This is a genomic window from Bacillus sp. 3255, from assembly GCF_031456485.1.
Lineage (GTDB): Bacteria > Bacillota > Bacilli > Paenibacillales > NBRC-103111 > Paenibacillus_E.
The window spans coordinates 186,123-203,700 of record NZ_JAVDUS010000015.1; the positions used below are offsets into that span (position 1 = coordinate 186,123).

The window sequence follows — 17,578 nt, forward strand, 5'->3', positions numbered from 1 at the left end:
CGGAAAACTCTTAGGAGGAAACAGAATGAAATTTCATAAAATCCTAATTGCCAACCGAGGAGAAATAGCTGTTCGTATTATCCGAGCTTGTCGCGAGCTGGGCATCTATACAGTGGCTGTATATTCGGAAGCGGATCGCGATGCGCTGCATGTGCGGCTTGCGGATGAAGCCTACTGCATTGGGCCGACGGCTTCCAAGGACAGCTACTTGAACTTCACGAACCTGATGAGTGTAGCGACGTTGACGGAATGCGACGCGATTCATCCCGGTTACGGATTTCTGGCTGAGAATGCGGACTTCGCCGAAATTTGCGAAAGCTGCAACATCGAGTTCATCGGTCCGTCTCCGGATGCCATCTCCCGCATGGGGGATAAAGCGGTAGCGAAGCAAACGATGAAAGAAGCTAGAGTACCGATTATTCCAGGCTCCGACGGTTTGGTAGACAACGTGGATGACGCCATCACCATTGCCCGCGATATCGGCTATCCGGTGATTATCAAAGCGACAGCCGGCGGCGGAGGCAAAGGCATCCGGATCGCGGAGAACGAAGAGACGCTGGTCGCCCAAATTACAGCGGCCCAGCAGGAAGCGCAGAACGCTTTCGGCAACGCAGGCATCTATTTGGAGAAATATTTGACGGGCATGAAGCACGTCGAAATTCAAATTCTAGCGGACAAACACGGCAATGTCGTCCACTTGGGCGAGCGCGATTGTTCCGTCCAGCGCCGCAGACAGAAGCTTGTCGAAGAAGCGCCGTGTCCAATCCTGACGCCGGAAACCCGCGCCGCGATGGGTCAAGCGGCTGTCCGTGCAGCCAAAGCTGTCAACTATGCAGGCGCAGGAACGCTAGAGTTCCTGCTAGGACCGGATGGAAACTTCTATTTCATGGAGATGAATACGAGAATTCAAGTCGAGCATCCCGTCACCGAGATGATTACAGGCGTCGACATTATTCAAGAAATGATTCGCGTTGCAGAAGGCAATCCGCTCTCGTTCTCCCAAGAGGACGTGCACATTAACGGCTGGGCGATCGAGTGCCGGGTGAATGCGGAGGATCCGAATCGCAATTTCATGCCTTCCGCGGGTCAAGTGAAGTTTTACTTGCCGCCGGGCGGGTTCGGCGTTCGTGTCGACAGCGCGGTGTATCCGGGCTATACGATTCCGCCTCACTATGATTCGATGATCGCCAAGCTCATCGTCTGGGGCAGCACACGCGAAGAAGCGATTGCCCGCATGAAGCGCGCGCTCACCGAGTTTGCGGTCGACGGCGTGAATACGACGATTCCGTTCCATTTGAAGCTGCTTGAGCACAATAAATTTATCAAGGGCGACCACGATATCAAATTTTTGGAAGAGCACGATGTGAACGATCCGAATTCGTAGACAACCGTTTGTCATATTTTTGGCAAAATGGTATAGTAATAAATTAATGATGGCTTATCCAAAAATTACTTAGGAGGTGCCACAATGAGCACAATCGCTCCGGATTACGTCAAAACAGACATGGGCAGCATCCAGATTGCCCCCGAGGTTATCGAAATCATTGCCGGCTTGGCAACGGTGGAAGTGCAAGGAGTAGCGGGGATGAGCGGAGGAATTGCTGGCGGCATTGCTGAATTGCTTGGACGCAAAAATTTGTCCAAAGGCGTAAAGGTCGAAGTCGGACAACGTGAAGCTGCCATTGACGTCTCCATTATTATCGAATATGGGAATCGCATTCCAGAGGTTGCCAGCGCCATTCAACAGAATGTGAAGCATGCAATCGAATCAATGACGGGTCTAAGCGTTGTTGAAGTTAATGTTCATATTCATGATGTTCATTTTAAACAGGCAGATAAACCGGTCGAAGAAGAAACAGCGACTGCCCTAAGAGTGAAATAGGCGGAGTTGCTGCATCCATATGGATCATCGAAACCCCCTACAGGTTGCAGGGGGTTTCCTCTAACTATAGGAAGGGGACAAGCTTACGTGGGTAAAATTGTGGACAGGCTCTTGCTGCTTCTCTATAGCCTAATTATATTCGTTGCTTCCATCGTCGTATTGTTCACAGCATCGAGCTGGATCCCAATGGAACAAGCAGGCCAAATCTTACATAATTTTTATTTTGAGAAAAATTACGCATATCCGGGAATAATCGTTTCCCTGGCCATGCTGCTGATTTCAATCCGTTTTCTCATCCTGACGCTTCGCCGCGGGCGTGCCCAAGCACCATCAATCGATCAGCGCACCGATTTCGGAGATATTCGCATCTCCATGGAAACTGTCGAGAATCTGTCCCTGAAAGCGGCCGGTCGTACGAAAGGCGCCAAAGACCTGCGCGCGCGAGTCAGAGTGAACCAATCCGGTCTAGAGATTACGATCAGAACGATTGTGGATGGGGAAAGTTCGATTCCGGAACTTACGGAAGAGATGCAAAGTACTGTGAAGAGTTACATTGAGGATATTACCGGCATTCCTGTAGCTTCCGTAACCGTATTCGTAGCAAACATCGTGCAGTCCGCCCCAACGTTTAAGAGCCGAGTCGAATAGAGGTGAATCCACGCATGTGGAATGAGCTATGGGAGTCCCATAGGGGCAAAGTGGTCGGAGTGGCGGCAGGTATTTTTTTCGGTTTCATTTACTTATTTTTCGGATTCTGGGATATGTTGATCTTCGGATTCATCGTTCTGGTCGGTTTTTATGTCGGGAACAAGGTGGATCGCAAGGAAAGTTTCGTCATGCTGGAAGACATTTGGCGCTATCTCACGCAAAAATGGAGAATGTTTCGCTAAAATCCCTGGTATAACCATGGATTTTTTTGTTTGGATTGGTTCCAATATGACGTATACTAGTAGAAAGAGCTCTTAGGAGGAACAAAATGAAACGCAGAGTTGCACGAGAAATTGCTGTACAGAGCCTATACCAAATTCAAATGAATGAGGCGACGCCTCAGGAAGCCGTCCAGGTTGCGGTTCACGAAGCGGAACATGACAATGAGACGCAGTTGGATATCAAAGGCGACAAATTAAATGCAGCTTACATTATGGAGCTGGTTGAAGGTACTTATAACAATAAAGTTAGAATCGACGAGCTGCTGGAGGAATATTTGAAGGGTTGGGCGATGGACAGGCTGTCACGCATTGATCGTGAAGTACTGCGTTTGGCCGTTTATGAAATGCTCTACAGGGACGATGTGCCGCCGAAGGTTGTCGTGAACGAGGCGATTGATTTGGCCAAGCATTACGGGACGGACGAGTCCGGGAAATTCGTGAACGGCGTTCTCGGTAAAATGATTAAAGAAGTGGAAGAATTGAAGAGCAAGGTTACGCCTACGTAACGGGAGCTTGCGAAGCAGGTACACTACATTCTTAGGGGGATAATCACATGTCTGGACAAGTTATTAACGGCAAAGAATTAGTTAGTTCGATTCGCGAGGAGATTCGGGCGGATGCTGCCGCGCTGACGACGCAAGGCCATCAACCCGGCTTGGTTGTTGTCATTGTGGGCGAGGATCCGGCTTCCCAGGTTTATGTTCGCAACAAGGCGAAAGCGTGCGACGATGTAGGCATCTACTCCGAAGTGCATGCCCTGCCTGAATCGACAACACAGCAAGAACTAATTGCACTCATTCATAAATTTAATAGCGATAGCCGGATTCACGGTATTCTTGTACAGTCACCTCTGCCCAAGCATATTGACGAAGAAGCGGTCGTTGATGAAATCGACCCGCTCAAAGATGTGGATTGCTTCCATCCGGTCAATGTCGGCAATCTGATGATTGGCAAAGACGGAATGAAGCCTTGTACGCCGCATGGCGTCATCGAAATTTTGAAGCGCACCGGCGTAGAAATCGCAGGCAAGCATGCGGTTGTCGTAGGCAGAAGCAACATTGTGGGTAAGCCTATGGCCATGCTGCTTCTTCGTGAACATGCAACGGTATCCGTGGTTCACTCACGCACGCCGAATATGGAAGAGATCACGAAGCAAGCGGATATTCTTGTCGTTGCCGTGGGCAAAGCGCATTTGATCAAAGCGCATCACGTGAAGCCTGGCGCAGTCGTTATCGATGTAGGCATGAACCGTCCTGCCGACGGCAAGCTGACGGGTGATGTGGATTTCGAAGCGGTCAAAGAAGTGGCAAGCGCCATTACGCCTGTGCCGGGTTGTGTCGGTCCGATGACGATTACGATGCTGCTGCGCAACACCGTTGACGCGGCGGCGCGAACAGCCAAAGCGAATGTGAGCGTATAACGGAAGCGTATGGTCATGGGCAGAAACGAGACGAAAATCTTCGCGGTCAAGGATTTAAACCGCTACATCAAGCTGCTGCTCGAGAGCGATAACCGGCTGCAGGATGTGTGGGTTCGCGGCGAAATTTCCAATTTCACGCACCATTCCAGCGGACATATGTATTTCACGCTGAAGGATGAGGGCGGGCGTCTGAAGAGCATCATGTTCGCCTCCCATAATCAGCGGCTCGGCTTCATTCCCAAAGAGGGCACGAAAGTGATTGCCCGCGGGAATATTTCCGTCTACGAACGGGACGGAGCGTACCAGTTCTATGTCACGTCGATGCAGCCGGACGGCATCGGCAGCTTATACTTGGCTTACGAGCAGCTGAAGAAAAAGCTCGAGACCGAGGGGCTGTTCGCGCCGGAGCGCAAGAAACCGATTCCCCGGTTTCCGCGCGCGATCGGCGTGATCACCTCTCCGACGGGGGCCGCGATCCGTGATATCATCATCACGCTACAGCGGCGCTACCCGTCGGTACAGATCTTGCTGTACCCGGTACTGGTACAAGGAGCGGGAGCGGCGCCGTCGATCGTGAAAGCGATCGAAGCGATGAACCGCCTCGGTGAAGCCGACGTGCTCATCGTGGGCCGCGGAGGCGGCTCCCTCGAGGAGCTGTGGGCGTTCAACGAGGAACCCGTCGCGCGGGCGATCAGCGCCTCCGCGATCCCGGTCATCTCGGCCGTCGGCCACGAGACGGACTTCACGATCGCGGACTTCGTCGCCGATCTGCGGGCACCGACACCGACGGCGGCTGCCGAGCTCGCGGTGCCGAGCCGCGCCGAGCTGAAGCAGCAGCTGTCGCAGCAGGCGCAGCGGCTGCACTACGGGCTGCTTCAGCAGCTGCGGCGCAAACAGGAACGGCTGGAGCGCCTGCGGCGCTCCCCGTTCCTGACGAACCCCCGCAGGCAGCTGCTGATGCAGCCTGCGGAGCGGCTCGACCGGCTGACGGAGCAGCTCGGTTACCGCATGCGCCAGCGCGTTCAGCGGCTGGCGGAGCGGCACATGAAGCTGGAGCGTAAGCTCACCGGCTTCAATCCCAAAGAGCAGGCCGTGTTCGCCAGGCGGCGCCTAGATACGTCAGGGCGGCAGCTGCTCACGGCCATGCAGACCCTCCTGCGCGGGAAGAAGCAGGAGTGGCAGGCCAGCGTCCGCCATCTGGACGCGCTCAGCCCGCTGAAGGTCATGCAGCGGGGCTACAGCTTGGCGTACGACGAGGACGAGCAGACGCTCATCCGCTCGGTGTCCCAAGTGAAGGTTGGGGATCGTGTGAAGATTCGGCTCTTAGACGGCAGGTTGGACTGCCAAGTATCGGGGATGGAGGAGAACGTAGATGTCAACGAATGAAACGGAAGTTAGCTTCGAGCAAGCCATCGAGCTGCTTGAGCGGATCGTCGCTCAATTGGAGAGCGGTGACGTGCCGCTGGAGAAAGCGATTGAGCTGTATCAGGAAGGCGTTCGCCTGTCTCATCTGTGCGGTGTGAAGCTCGAGCAAGTCGAGAAGAAAATCGAGATGCTGGTTGAAGGGGAAACAGGCGCGGTGAGCAGAAAGCCTTTCCAACCTGTCTTGGAAGATAAGGGGAATTAGGTTGAACACGACGTGCACAATACATGAATATATCGCATTACACGCAAACATGGTGGAATCGGCATTAGTCCAATCGCTTCCTGACCCGTGGATAGTTCCTGGCAGGCTGCGGGAATCGATGAACTACTCCTTGATGGCGGGCGGCAAGCGGCTGCGCCCCATTCTCGTTCTGGCCGCCGCCGAGGCGCTCGGCGGCTCCAAGACGGCGGCGATGCCTGTCGCACTGGCGATCGAGATGGTGCACACGTATTCGCTTGTGCATGACGATCTGCCTGCGATGGACAATGACGACTACCGCAGAGGCAAGCTGACCAACCACAAGGTGTATGGGGAAGCGATGGCCATCCTTGCCGGAGACGCTCTGCTGACGCATGCGTTCCACAGCATCGCGCAGGCCCACAGAGCGCACGGCATCCCTGCGGAGCGCGTGCTTGCCATCACGGAGGAGCTTGCGGACTTTGCCGGCGCTAGAGGTATGGTTGGCGGTCAAGCAGCGGATATGCTCGGCGAACAGGGCATCACGAAGCTGGAGGAACTCGAATACATCCATCTGCACAAAACGAGCGATCTGATCGTCTTCTCGCTGCGGGCCGGAGCTCATATCGCCGGCGCGTCGGAGTCGCAGCTTGCTGCGCTAAGCGAATTCGGCAATGCGATCGGGCTTGCTTTCCAAATTCAGGACGATATTCTGGATATTATCGGAGACGAGATCAAACTCGGCAAGCCGGTGAAAAGCGACGAGAAGCAGATGAAGGTGACTTATCCGTATTTCATCGGACTCGAAGCTTCCGAGATGAAGGTGAAGGAGCTGACGGCTCAAGCCAAGAGGGCGCTGCTGCAAGGCGGCATAGCGAACCCGGAGAGGCTGCTTCAGCTGGCGGATTATTTGATGCATAGGGATCATTAAGAGGGTTATTTTTACATATTTTTGAGATTACGGGTCTGGTTTTCACGATTTATCCAAAACTATGGTATAATGGTGTAACCAATCATCGTATTTTCACATTGAAAGTGAGGAAACAAGCGTGCTGCTCGAACAAATCAATCGACCTGAGGACTTGAAACGGTTATCCATAGCGGAGCTTGAGACATTGGCGGGTGAAATCCGTCAATTTCTGATCGAGAAGTTATCCGTAACAGGTGGACATCTGTCCTCGAACTTGGGTGTGGTTGAGCTCACCATCGCTTTACATACCTTGTTTCACAGCCCTTATGATAAACTGCTTTTTGATGTAGGCCATCAGGCGTATGTACACAAAATTTTGACTGGGCGTAAGGATAAGTTTGATACGTTACGCAAATACAAAGGCTTGTGCGGGTTCATCAAGCGATCGGAAAGCGAACATGACGTCTGGGAAGCCGGACATAGCAGTACCTCTTTATCGGCGGCAATGGGGATGGCCATGGCGCGCGATCTGAAAGGCGAACACAATAAAGTGGTTGCCATTATCGGGGATGGCGCGATTACCGGCGGTATGGCGCTGGAGGCTATGAACCATATCGGTCACGAGAAGAAAAATATTATGGTCATTCTGAATGACAATGAAATGTCGATTGCTCCTAACGTTGGGGCGATTCATAATTACTTGAGCAAAATCCGCTCAGACCGTCATTATTTGAAAGCTAAAGAAGAAGTCGAACATTTACTTAAGAAAATACCTGCCATCGGCGACACGCTGGCTAAGACGGCGGAGAAGCTGAAGGACAGTCTCAAATATTTCGTATTGAACGGTGTATGGTTTGAAGAGCTGGGCTTTACGTATATCGGTCCGGTGGACGGACACAATCTGCCTATGCTCCTCGATACGCTGAAGCAGGCCGAGAAAGTGGTCGGACCCGTTCTGGTGCACGTCGTCACGATGAAGGGGAAAGGCTACACCCCTGCCGAACAGGATTCCCACAGCTGGCATGGCCCCGGGCCGTATAAGATCGAGTCCGGTCAAGTGCTTAAGTCGGTTGGACCTCCGATGTACACGGAAGTTTTCGGCAGCACGCTGATCCAGATGGCTGAGAAGGATTCGCGCATAGTCGCTGTTACGCCTGCGATGCCGGGCGGTTCCGGGCTGCTGAAGTTCGCGAAGCAATTCCCGAACCGGATGATTGACGTCGGTATCGCCGAGCAGCATGCGGCTACGCTATGCGCAGGTCTTGCGAGCGAAGGCTTGAAGCCGGTGTTTGCGGTCTACTCGACCTTCCTGCAGAGAGCCTATGATCAGGTCGTGCATGATATATGCCGCCCGAATCTGAATGTCGCGTTTGCCATTGACCGCGCCGGCTTCGTCGGTCCGGATGGCGAGACGCACCAAGGCGTCTACGATATGGCTTTCCTTCGTTCCCTGCCGAATATGGTGCTGATGATGCCGAAGGATGAGAAAGAGCTGCGCAATATGATGCAGACGGCACTGGAGTATAACGACGGTCCGATCGCTTACCGGTACCCACGGAACAGCGGTACCGGCGTGAGCATCGAGGATGAGCCTAAGGCGATTCCGATCGGCACATGGGAAACGCTGCGCGACGGCGACTACGCTGCCGTTCTTGCGGTCGGTCCGATGGTGCAGGTGGCGCTTGAAGCGGCGGAGCAATTGGCGAAGGAAGGCATCTCACTGCGAGTCGTGAATGCGCGCTTCATCAAGCCGCTGGACGAAGCGTATTTGCGCCAGCTGGCTTCCGAATCGCTGCCGATCATTACGATGGAAGAAGGCGCCATTCAAGGGGGCTTCGGCAGTGCCGTCACCGAATTTTATACACTGAACAATATCGCCGGCCAATCCATCCATTTGATGGGGATCCCGGATTACTTCGTGGAACACGGTTCCGTGAAAGAACAGCGGGAAGAAGTCGAGCTCACGGCGGCAAGTCTGATCGCCGAAGTGAAGAAGCTGATGCCGCGCCAAAGACAACGGGCCTAAACGCGGGAACGAGACGAATAGGAGTTTAGACAATATCATGTCATCGGATAAAGAACGGTTGGATATCCTGCTCCTGGAGCAGGGATATTTCGAAAGCAGGGAGAAAGCAAAGGCCGCCATTATGGCTGGCCTTGTTTTTGCTGATGAAGAGCCCGCAGATAAGGCTGGAATGAAAATTAGCAGGAAAGCCGTCCTGAAGGTGAAGGGAGCGGTCCATCCTTATGTAAGCAGGGGGGGCCTCAAGCTGGAGAAGGCGCTTAAGCAGTTCGGCATCGATCTGAACGGCGCGGTGATGCTCGATATCGGGGCGTCTACAGGCGGTTTCACGGATTGCGCGCTGCAGCATGGAGCCGCCATGGTTTATGCGGTCGACGTGGGCTATAACCAGTTGGATTGGTCGCTGCGGAACGACGAGCGCGTCCGGGTGATGGAGAGAACGAATTTCCGCTACACGACGATGGATGATTTGGACGGGCCGCGGCCAACGTTTGCCAGCATCGATGTCTCCTTTATTTCGCTGCGCATTATTTTACCTCCGCTTAAGGGAATATTGTTAAATCAAGGCACGGTTGTCGCCCTCATTAAACCGCAGTTTGAAGCAGGCAGGGAGAAGGTAGGCAAATCAGGCGTCGTGCGCGACCCGGAAGTACATGAGGACGTTCTCACCATGGTGCTCTCGTTCGCAGAGGAGCTTGGTTTCCGTCTCAAAGGATTGACGTATTCACCGATTACGGGCGGAGAAGGAAATATTGAATTCCTGGCCTACTGGTCGAGCGACTCGGATGACGGCGCCATGCCGGCTCATGCAGCCTCAATGAAAGAGCTCATCGCCGCAACGGTGAAAGAAGCGCAGAAATTGCATGGCAAATAAACTCATCTCAGAGTACGCCTTATTGCGGCCCGGAGATGGGTTTTTTCACATCCATTAAAGGATTTTCCCGAATGGCCCGCGAATAGTATGGCGAGGTGAGGGACATGGAAAATGGCGATAGGACTGTCATTTTGCTCATTCTGATACTTGTTGTAGGATTCTTGATTTGGCGTTTTCAGCGCTGGCTGGAAGGACCTGTGAAGAGACGTTCATGGATTCCGAGACATTCAGAAGTTCCGTTGGATGACGTGGTTGAACTCCTAGAAGGAGCCGGCTTCGACGTCATTGCCGGCAAGACCAAAATCCCGATCTCCATGACCGTGAATGATAGAGAGCGGTTGGAAAGTCGGCTCTTCATCGACTACTTCGCACAAAAAGATGAGCAGGTCTATCTGGTGAAAGTAGCGAAAGAGCGCAAACCGCTCGAAATGACAGGCAGCAGCGTGCGCGATATGCTCATGGCGTACAGCTTGATTTATCCTGAGGCGGACGGGGTGCTGTATGTGGATATGGCGCTGAACAAAATTAAAAAAATCACATTTCATATAGAGGTGTAAGCATGAAAGGTCAAAGGCATGTAAAAATCAGGGAGATCATTACGAATCACGAAATCGAAACACAGGATGAATTGGTCGAATCCCTTCGGGCGGCTGGCTTTCATGTGACGCAGGCGACCGTTTCGCGCGATATCAAGGAGCTCCATTTGATCAAGATTCCGCTCGATGACGGCAGATACAAATATTCGATGCCGGCCGATCAGCGGTTTAATCCGATGCAGCGATTGCGCCGCGCGTTAAGCGACCACTTTGTCAGTATCGATTACAGCGACAATCTCGTTGTGATGAAATGTTTGCCTGGCACTGCGAACACCATTTGCGCACTGATTGATAATTTGGAATGGGATGGCGTCATGGGAACGATCGGCGGTGATGATACGATTCTCGTCATTTGCCGCGGCAAAGAGAACAGCGTTACTTTCGTTGACGAAGTGATGTCTTTACTATCATAAAGCCAGGAGGAATTCATGCTTACAGAATTATCGATTCGTAACTTAGCTGTTATTGAGCATGTGCATATTCGATTCAAATCCGGGTTTCATGTTCTGACGGGGGAAACCGGGGCAGGGAAATCCATTATCATTGATGCCTTGACGCTGATCGTAGGCGGCCGCGGTTCGTCGGACCTGGTTCGATATGGCGCGGACAAAGCGGAAATCGAAGCGATGTTCGAGCTGCCGCCTGAGCATCCCGTGTGGCGGACGCTGGCGGAACTGGGGATCGAGGCGGATCCTGGTGAGCATCTGCTCATCCGACGGGAAATTACGGCGACGGGCAAAAGCTCCTCCCGGATCAACGGGCAGCTCGTGAATCTGACCATGCTGCGCCAAACCGGCGAGTGGCTGGTTAATATCCACGGCCAGCACGAGCATCAATCACTCCTGGATGACGAGGAGCATATTCATTCACTCGATTTGTTCGGCGATGAAGAGATCGCGGCGGCGATGAAGACGTACCAGAGCGCATATGACGAATATATGAAGCTGCACAAAGATTTGCGCGAGCTGCAGGAAACGAGCAAGCAAGCGCTGCAGATGCTGGATTTGTACCGGTTCCAGATCGATGAAATTTCGGCCGCGAAGCTCAAACCCGGCGAAGACGAAGCGCTTGCCGAAGAGAAGCGGAAGCTGGCGAATGCCGAGAAGCTGTATCAAAGCTCATCCGAGGCATACGATTTCCTCTATGCGACGAACCGCGGCTTGGATGCGGCGGGCAAGGCGGTCTCGAGAATCCAGGACATCGTCCAATTGGATCCGGCTAAGCTGACGCCGCTGCTGGAACAAGCGCAGTCTGCCTACTATCAGCTGGAGGATGCCGCCTATCAACTGCGCGATTATAGGGACGGGATTGAGTTCAATCCTGCACGGCTCGATTATATCGAACAAAGATTGGATACAATTACGTCTTTGCGCCGAAAATATGGAGAGAATATTAAAGAGATCTTAACCTACCTGGATAAAATAAAAACAGAAGTGGATACCATCGAAAATAAAGATGAGCATATCCGCAAAATTGAAGACAAGCTTGCTGTTATGGAGAAGCAATTGAGCGTCGCCGCTCTGGATCTGTCGCATCTGCGCCGCGGCATCGCCCAGCAGCTCGCCGCGCAAATCGAGCATGAGCTGCGCGATTTGCAGATGGAGCGCACGCAATTCCGCGTGCAGGTGGAACAAGTGCTGGACGAGCGCAGCGGCATCGAGGTGGAAGGCAAGCGCGTCAAATTTAACCGTTCGGGCATCGATCAGGTTGAATTCCTCATGGCCCCTAACCCGGGCGAGCCGCTGCGCGGGCTCAGCAAAATTGCGTCCGGCGGGGAGCTGTCGCGCATTATGCTGGCCATGAAATCGATTTTTGCCCGGATCGACCAAATTCCTGTTCTTGTCTTCGACGAGGTGGATACGGGCGTCAGCGGCCGCGCAGCGCAAGCGATCGCGGAGAAAATGTCCAACCTGTCCGACAACTGCCAAGTTTTTTCGATTACCCATTTGCCTCAAGTCGCTTCCTTCGCTGACGTGCATTTCTATATCCGCAAGGAAGTGGATCAAGAAAGAACGTTCACGCGCGTACAAGATATGCCGGACGAAGGCCGGATCGAGGAGCTGGCCCGGATGCTCGGCGGGGTGGAAGTGACGGAAACGACGCTCCATCATGCCGGGGAAATGCTTGCCATGGCAAGAAATAAGAAAGCAAGGGCATGAAAGTATAGATAGTCATCATTTTCAGTTATAAAACAGGGGGAGTGAGGTTAACTTATAGGTACGCATTTGACGACGCAGTTCGTCAGGGGCCTAAGGATGTGTGAGGGAGCGTGAAGATATTGCAATCCAGCAAAAGGAAAAGATTGTTCGGACTCCTGCTCGTCTTCTTCGTTTGTATGGTAAGTTTGTCTCCGCCTTTTCAAAGCTTTGCCTCATTCCCCCAGGAACTCCGTTTATTCAGCGGTCAAGGGAAGCAGCTGCAACTAGCGATGCCGGTCAGTGCGCAGGTAACTGTGAAGGACCCGGACATTGTGAAGGTGAACGGCAATGCTCAGCACTCATTTCAAGTTAATCTAGGCGAACCTATTTCGTTACAATCCGACCGCTCCGGGCAGACGGAAATGAAGCTCAAGCTGTTCGGGGCCATTCCGATCAAAACGGTTAAAGTGAATGTCGTACCTGATCTTAAGGTTATACCCGGAGGTCAAACGATCGGCGTGAAAATTAAGTCCGCCGGCATTCTGGTTGTGGGTCATCACTTGGTAACTGTTGCCCCAGACCAAAAAGTTTCTCCTGGGGAAGAAGCGAAAATTCAAGTGGGCGATTTGATCACGAAAATCAACGGCAAGGATTCGAAGGATGTTAGCAAAGTTGCCGATTTGGTGACCAAATCCGGCGAAAGCAAAACACCGTTGGACCTCAAAATTCTTCGCAACAATGAAGAAATTTCCGTTAAGCTTCAACCTGTCTACGACGTTGTGGACAAGTCTTACCGCTTAGGGTTATATATCCGCGATTCCGCGGCAGGCGTAGGCACGCTGACATTCTATGCCCCTGATCAGGGGGTTTACGGAGCTTTGGGTCATGTCATCACGGATATGGATACGCAAACCCCGATTATCGTCGGCGATGGCGATATCGTCTATTCCAATGTGACGTCCATCTCCAAGAGCCACAATGGGGATCCTGGTGAAAAGCACGCCACGCTGTACAAAGACAGCAAAGTTATCGGCAATATCGAGCGCAATACGGCCTTCGGCATATTCGGCAAGATGTATGCCGCGCCAGACCACAGTATAGAGAAAGAAGCGATCCCCGTTGCTTTCGCTGAGGAAGTCAAGGAAGGACCGGCCCAAATCTATACCGTCGTCGAAGGGCAGAAGGTCGAGAAATTCGATATTCAAGTCGTTCACGTATCCAAGCAGGATTCACCGGGAACGAAGGGGATGGTGATCAAAATTACCGACCCGCGTTTGCTGGATAAGACCGGCGGCATCGTGCAAGGAATGAGCGGCAGCCCCATTATCCAGAACGGCAAGTTGATCGGCGCGGTCACGCATGTGTTCGTCAACGACCCGACTAGCGGGTATGGCTGCTTCATCGAATGGATGCTTCAAGATTCCGGGATCATTCTGAGACCGACCGGCGGAGCATCGTCCAAGGAACCAAAGGCTAGCTAGCTGCCTTTGGTTCTTTATTTTATTTTAACCTGTTTCTACAAGGGGTTATCCATTTTACTTTGAATTTGTCGAAAAATGTAGTATGCAGAAGATAAATATATTATTATATAAGAAAGTGAATTAAAAGAAAAGAAAAATAATATTCGACAGAAGGAATTTAAGTTGAGGTGTCGAATACCTTTCATAAGAGAGAATATACAAACCTGTTTAGTAGCTAAAGGAGGATTTGACGTTGCAAAAAATTCAAGTATTACTAGCTGACGACAATCGTGAATTTACCCATTTATTATCCGAGTTCATTGGTGAACAAGAGGATATGGAAATTGTCGGTGTTGCGTACAACGGTAATGAGGTTCTCCGATTTTTGGAACAACAACGCGAATTACCCGATGTACTCATTTTAGATATTATTATGCCTCATCTGGATGGTCTTGGCGTGCTTGAGAAAATGCGCGAAATGAACCTGCCCGGCCAACCGAAAATTATTATGCTGACAGCATTCGGTCAAGAAAACATAACACAGAAGGCTGTACAGCTTGGAGCCTCTTACTACATACTTAAGCCTTTCGATATGGAAACTTTGACGAACCGGATTCGCCAGCTTGTCGGCAGCAATGCGCCGGCATCGACGACATCGACGGCATCCGTGCCTAGAGCCAATGTCGTGCATATGCCCAAAGGCAAGAACCTGGATGCGAATATTACGAGCATCATCCATGAAATCGGCGTTCCGGCCCATATCAAAGGATATCAATATTTGCGCGAAGCGATTACGATGGTTTACAACAACATCGAAATTTTGGGCGCAATTACGAAGACGCTGTACCCGGCTATTGCCGAAAAGTACAAAACGACGCCAAGCCGCGTCGAACGCGCTATCCGGCATGCGATTGAAGTCGCTTGGACGCGCGGCAACATCGACAGCATCTCCTTTATTTTCGGTTACACGATCAATATTTCCAAATCCAAGCCGACGAACTCGGAATTTATCGCCATGGTGGCGGATAAGCTCAGAATCGAGCATAAGGTTTCTTGAGACGGTTAGAATCTTTGAATTGAGATTGTATAAACAAGCCGCATCTTTATTGGCAACTCCGCCAATGGGAATGCGGCTTTTTATTTTAATGTCTGCGTCCACTTTGGGCACATTAGAGATAGAGACTTCGAAAGCGGGGACATGAAGGATGAAATACGATCTAGGCCGCTGCTTGCTTAGCGAGCGATTGCAGCAATCGGGAATATCCGTAGGGGAGCTGGCACATGCGCTGCACTACAAGCCCGAGAAGCTCAGCGACTTTGCGGAAAACAAGCGCATCATGCCGTTGAAATCGGCCATCTCCATCGCCGACACGTTGGGCTGTGATGTTAAAGATTTATATGAATTAATCACACTCGAGGAGAATGTGAATGAAATATGAGTAAGTGTGGAATGCCAGAAAGACTACCTATCCTGGATAGGTAGCCCTTCTGTGAAGTCGAAATTACCAAACAAATGCACTAGTGATGATAACCAGCAAGATGAAAAGTACCAAGATAGCTGCTGAAGAAGTATAACCTACACCAGTTCCACAACTCATTCGAATCAACCTCCAACTGAGATTTGGTTTGTGTTTCGAAATAGCTTATGACCTAGTTTCGAGGAATGTTTGGGCGAGCTGACTGATTGTGCTCATGTCCCGCGTGCGGAAAAATATTTGGAACCAAACTCCGAAACCATACGTTATACATCTAATCAAACATCCTAATCGCGTAGGGTATAAGCTTGGAGGCTAAGAAATTTGGTTACGTTGATCTCGATTGTTGCGGCTGTCGTTGTTGTGGTTGTTTTGTTTATGTATATGTATCCGGTTTTCGGCAGAAGACCTTCAACGAAGAAGATGCAGGCATTCGCCCGTTCCCCCCAATTTAAGCAAGGGAAATTTCATAATCCGGTTCCGACGATGATGAATATGAGCTTCTCAACCGGAATGGGCATTTTGCGGGAATTTATGAAAAACACCCCGAACCGGCGGCCGTCGTCGCCGCTGCGGATGGATACGCCATCGTTCGGGAAGGATACCGAAACGCAAGTGACATGGTTCGGGCACTCGGCTTCCTTATTGACGATCGACGGTAAGTCGCTGCTGCTGGATCCGATGTTCGGCAGAGCCGCTTCCCCCTTCCCCTGGTTCGGCAAGGGGCGGTACAGCGGTGGATTGCCGTTTGATATCGTGCAGCTGCCCGTTATTGACGCGGTGCTGTTATCCCATGACCACTACGATCACTTGGATTATGGCTCCATTATGAGAATCAAGCATAAGGTGAAGAAGTTTCTTGTACCATTAGGCGTCGGCGGCCATTTGATGAGATGGGGGGTTCCCCCGGAGTCAATCGCCGAATACGATTGGTGGGATGAGCTTACCTATGAAGGATTATCAATCGCATGCACGCCTGCCATTCATTTCTCAGGAAGAAGCATGACGGACCGCGGCGCTACGCTGTGGTGCTCATGGGTCATCAAAGGGAACCGTTCGAGCGTGTTTTTCAGCGGAGACAGCGGGTATTCGCCGCATTTCCGAGCGATTGGCGATAAATACGGGCCGTTCGATGTAACGCTGATGGAATGCGGCCAATACGACGAGCGCTGGCCGGATATTCATATGATGCCGGAGCAAACGGTTCAGGCCCATCAGGACGTGAGAGGAAAGCTGTTGATTCCGATCCATTGGGCCGCCTTCACTTTGGCACTGCACGATTGGTTCGATCCCGTAGAGCGGGCAACGCAGGCAGCACATGCCAAGCAGCTGGCTGTGGCAACCCCGTTAATTGGCCAAACGGTCCGTGTGCACGGCGGGCAATTTCCGACAGCGGCCTGGTGGAAATAACCATGGCAGCGCATGAGAACTGGATACTGGGTCTGCCGCATGGTATGATGGGTAGGTTGGCAGACAAGTAATCAGGAGAGAAGAATAATTTATGGTTGAACAAAAAAGTGAAAGAAAATTTCATTTCCTGGGCGTACTGTTGGGCGTGGCCGTTGACAATTTGGGAACCTTATTCACCAGCGCGATCATCGGCACCCTTTATTTCGGCAGCGGTCCGGTGAATGAACAGGATGTCAATGCGGTTTATTCGAATGCTGCACTCTTGCTTCTGTTACTTCTAATAGGCTTATTCTGGTCATTCCTTGGCGGATTCGTCGCGGCAAAGGTTGCCAAGCGCGCTGAATATTTCAATGCAGCCTGCATTGGCGTCATCGGGGCAGCGATCGGGTTCGACTCGATGTTAACCAATGACGGCATTCCGTTATGGTACGAATTAGTCGGCTTCTTCGCCATTGTGCCGATATCCTTGTTAGGCGGTTATTTGGCCTTGAAGAGGAAGAAAGCTCCTTTGAAATGAATATGCACCTCTGAAGACTCGGCTTCGGCCGGGTCTTCAGTTCTATATCGGGATTGCGCTATAATACATGTGAGCAAGTCAATCGGCGAAAGGAAGGATAATATGCCTAAATATGCTAATGCAAGCGCGGAGGCGACCGAGTTTTTGCGGCAACAAACAGGAAGCGGCCAACTAGAATGTTATACATATATTGATCCGGATCAGACGGAAGACAGCTTTTTCATCGTCAAGACCAGTAATAAAGTAATTCATGTTTCTTTTGCGGAAATTACATATGAGACTAGCTCTTACACAAGCTTGCTGGAAGGACTTTACCGCGCCATCTATGAATAAGTGCATGG

General features: G+C 51.6%; 21 protein-coding genes. 20 read left to right on the forward strand and 1 reads right to left on the reverse strand.

The features are described 5' to 3' along the window. The first annotated feature begins 25 nt into the window (after nucleotides 1-25). The 17 genes from accC to J2X61_RS22315 all read left to right on the forward strand — a co-directional run bounded on the left by accC (nucleotide 26) and on the right by J2X61_RS22315 (nucleotide 15,274). Nucleotides 26-1,384, forward strand: a complete 1,359-nt coding sequence (gene accC / locus J2X61_RS22235; protein ID WP_274467951.1) for an acetyl-CoA carboxylase biotin carboxylase subunit — start codon at nucleotides 26-28, stop codon at nucleotides 1,382-1,384. Between the two features lie 84 nt (nucleotides 1,385-1,468). After that, entirely contained in the window at nucleotides 1,469-1,882 is a 414-nt protein-coding gene (locus J2X61_RS22240) for an Asp23/Gls24 family envelope stress response protein (RefSeq protein ID WP_274467952.1), read from the forward strand. 87 nt (nucleotides 1,883-1,969) lie between these two features. Continuing rightward, nucleotides 1,970-2,530 carry an alkaline shock response membrane anchor protein AmaP gene (gene amaP / locus J2X61_RS22245; protein ID WP_310190654.1) on the forward strand — a complete coding sequence of 187 codons (561 nt, stop codon included), beginning with the start codon at nucleotides 1,970-1,972 and terminating at the stop codon, nucleotides 2,528-2,530. A 14-nt stretch (nucleotides 2,531-2,544) separates the two neighbouring features. After that, complete coding sequence (locus tag J2X61_RS22250) at nucleotides 2,545-2,772, forward strand: DUF2273 domain-containing protein (protein WP_274467954.1); 228 nt, start codon at nucleotides 2,545-2,547, stop codon at nucleotides 2,770-2,772. A gap of 86 nt (nucleotides 2,773-2,858) precedes the next feature. Continuing rightward, entirely contained in the window at nucleotides 2,859-3,317 is a 459-nt protein-coding gene (nusB, locus tag J2X61_RS22255; protein ID WP_274467955.1) for a transcription antitermination factor NusB, read from the forward strand. Between the two features lie 47 nt (nucleotides 3,318-3,364). Further along, complete coding sequence (gene folD, locus J2X61_RS22260; RefSeq protein ID WP_274467956.1) at nucleotides 3,365-4,231, forward strand: bifunctional methylenetetrahydrofolate dehydrogenase/methenyltetrahydrofolate cyclohydrolase FolD; 867 nt, start codon at nucleotides 3,365-3,367, stop codon at nucleotides 4,229-4,231. Nucleotides 4,232-4,246: 15 nt separating this feature from the next. Beyond that, the gene (gene xseA / locus J2X61_RS22265; protein WP_274467957.1) at nucleotides 4,247-5,617 is read left to right on the forward strand and encodes an exodeoxyribonuclease VII large subunit; all 1,371 of its coding nucleotides are present in this window, start codon (nucleotides 4,247-4,249) and stop codon (nucleotides 5,615-5,617) included. Further along, nucleotides 5,604-5,858, forward strand: a complete 255-nt coding sequence (xseB, locus tag J2X61_RS22270) for an exodeoxyribonuclease VII small subunit (protein ID WP_274467958.1) — start codon at nucleotides 5,604-5,606, stop codon at nucleotides 5,856-5,858. The genes xseA and xseB overlap by 14 nt, the downstream gene beginning before the upstream one ends. Before the next feature lie 49 nt (nucleotides 5,859-5,907). Continuing rightward, nucleotides 5,908-6,765, forward strand: coding sequence for a polyprenyl synthetase family protein (locus tag J2X61_RS22275; RefSeq protein ID WP_274469286.1), 858 nt, complete (start codon nucleotides 5,908-5,910; stop codon nucleotides 6,763-6,765). Nucleotides 6,766-6,883: 118 nt separating this feature from the next. After that, nucleotides 6,884-8,770 (forward strand): 1-deoxy-D-xylulose-5-phosphate synthase, encoded by a 1,887-nt coding sequence (dxs, locus tag J2X61_RS22280; RefSeq protein WP_274467959.1) that lies wholly within the window; start codon nucleotides 6,884-6,886, stop codon nucleotides 8,768-8,770. 37 nt (nucleotides 8,771-8,807) lie between these two features. Continuing rightward, nucleotides 8,808-9,641, forward strand: a complete 834-nt coding sequence (locus J2X61_RS22285) for a TlyA family RNA methyltransferase (protein WP_274467960.1) — start codon at nucleotides 8,808-8,810, stop codon at nucleotides 9,639-9,641. 104 nt (nucleotides 9,642-9,745) lie between these two features. Then, nucleotides 9,746-10,198 carry a hypothetical protein gene (locus tag J2X61_RS22290; protein ID WP_274467961.1) on the forward strand — a complete coding sequence of 151 codons (453 nt, stop codon included), beginning with the start codon at nucleotides 9,746-9,748 and terminating at the stop codon, nucleotides 10,196-10,198. A gap of 2 nt (nucleotides 10,199-10,200) precedes the next feature. Beyond that, entirely contained in the window at nucleotides 10,201-10,650 is a 450-nt protein-coding gene (gene ahrC / locus J2X61_RS22295; protein ID WP_274467963.1) for a transcriptional regulator AhrC/ArgR, read from the forward strand. Nucleotides 10,651-10,665: 15 nt separating this feature from the next. Next, nucleotides 10,666-12,396, forward strand: coding sequence for a DNA repair protein RecN (recN, locus tag J2X61_RS22300; protein ID WP_274467964.1), 1,731 nt, complete (start codon nucleotides 10,666-10,668; stop codon nucleotides 12,394-12,396). Nucleotides 12,397-12,515: 119 nt separating this feature from the next. After that, the gene (spoIVB, locus tag J2X61_RS22305; protein ID WP_310190715.1) at nucleotides 12,516-13,856 is read left to right on the forward strand and encodes a SpoIVB peptidase; all 1,341 of its coding nucleotides are present in this window, start codon (nucleotides 12,516-12,518) and stop codon (nucleotides 13,854-13,856) included. 232 nt (nucleotides 13,857-14,088) lie between these two features. Beyond that, nucleotides 14,089-14,892 (forward strand): sporulation transcription factor Spo0A, encoded by an 804-nt coding sequence (gene spo0A / locus J2X61_RS22310; protein WP_274467965.1) that lies wholly within the window; start codon nucleotides 14,089-14,091, stop codon nucleotides 14,890-14,892. Nucleotides 14,893-15,040: 148 nt separating this feature from the next. Further along, a complete protein-coding gene (locus J2X61_RS22315) occupies nucleotides 15,041-15,274 on the forward strand; it encodes a helix-turn-helix domain-containing protein (RefSeq protein WP_310190661.1) in 234 nt (77 codons plus the stop codon). Between the two features lie 63 nt (nucleotides 15,275-15,337). Here the strand turns inward: J2X61_RS22315 and J2X61_RS22320 are convergent, their stop codons facing one another. Further along, nucleotides 15,338-15,433 carry a YjcZ family sporulation protein gene (locus J2X61_RS22320; RefSeq protein WP_082615175.1) on the reverse strand — a complete coding sequence of 32 codons (96 nt, stop codon included), beginning with the start codon at nucleotides 15,431-15,433 and terminating at the stop codon, nucleotides 15,338-15,340. Nucleotides 15,434-15,634: 201 nt separating this feature from the next. Here J2X61_RS22320 and J2X61_RS22325 point away from each other — a divergent pair, with 201 nt between their 5' ends. The 3 genes from J2X61_RS22325 to J2X61_RS22335 all read left to right on the forward strand — a co-directional run bounded on the left by J2X61_RS22325 (nucleotide 15,635) and on the right by J2X61_RS22335 (nucleotide 17,570). After that, nucleotides 15,635-16,720, forward strand: coding sequence for an MBL fold metallo-hydrolase (locus J2X61_RS22325; RefSeq protein ID WP_310190664.1), 1,086 nt, complete (start codon nucleotides 15,635-15,637; stop codon nucleotides 16,718-16,720). A gap of 91 nt (nucleotides 16,721-16,811) precedes the next feature. Further along, entirely contained in the window at nucleotides 16,812-17,237 is a 426-nt protein-coding gene (locus J2X61_RS22330; RefSeq protein WP_274467970.1) for a hypothetical protein, read from the forward strand. A gap of 102 nt (nucleotides 17,238-17,339) precedes the next feature. Further along, a complete protein-coding gene (locus J2X61_RS22335) occupies nucleotides 17,340-17,570 on the forward strand; it encodes a hypothetical protein (RefSeq protein ID WP_274467971.1) in 231 nt (76 codons plus the stop codon). Nucleotides 17,571-17,578: the final 8 nt, after the last annotated feature.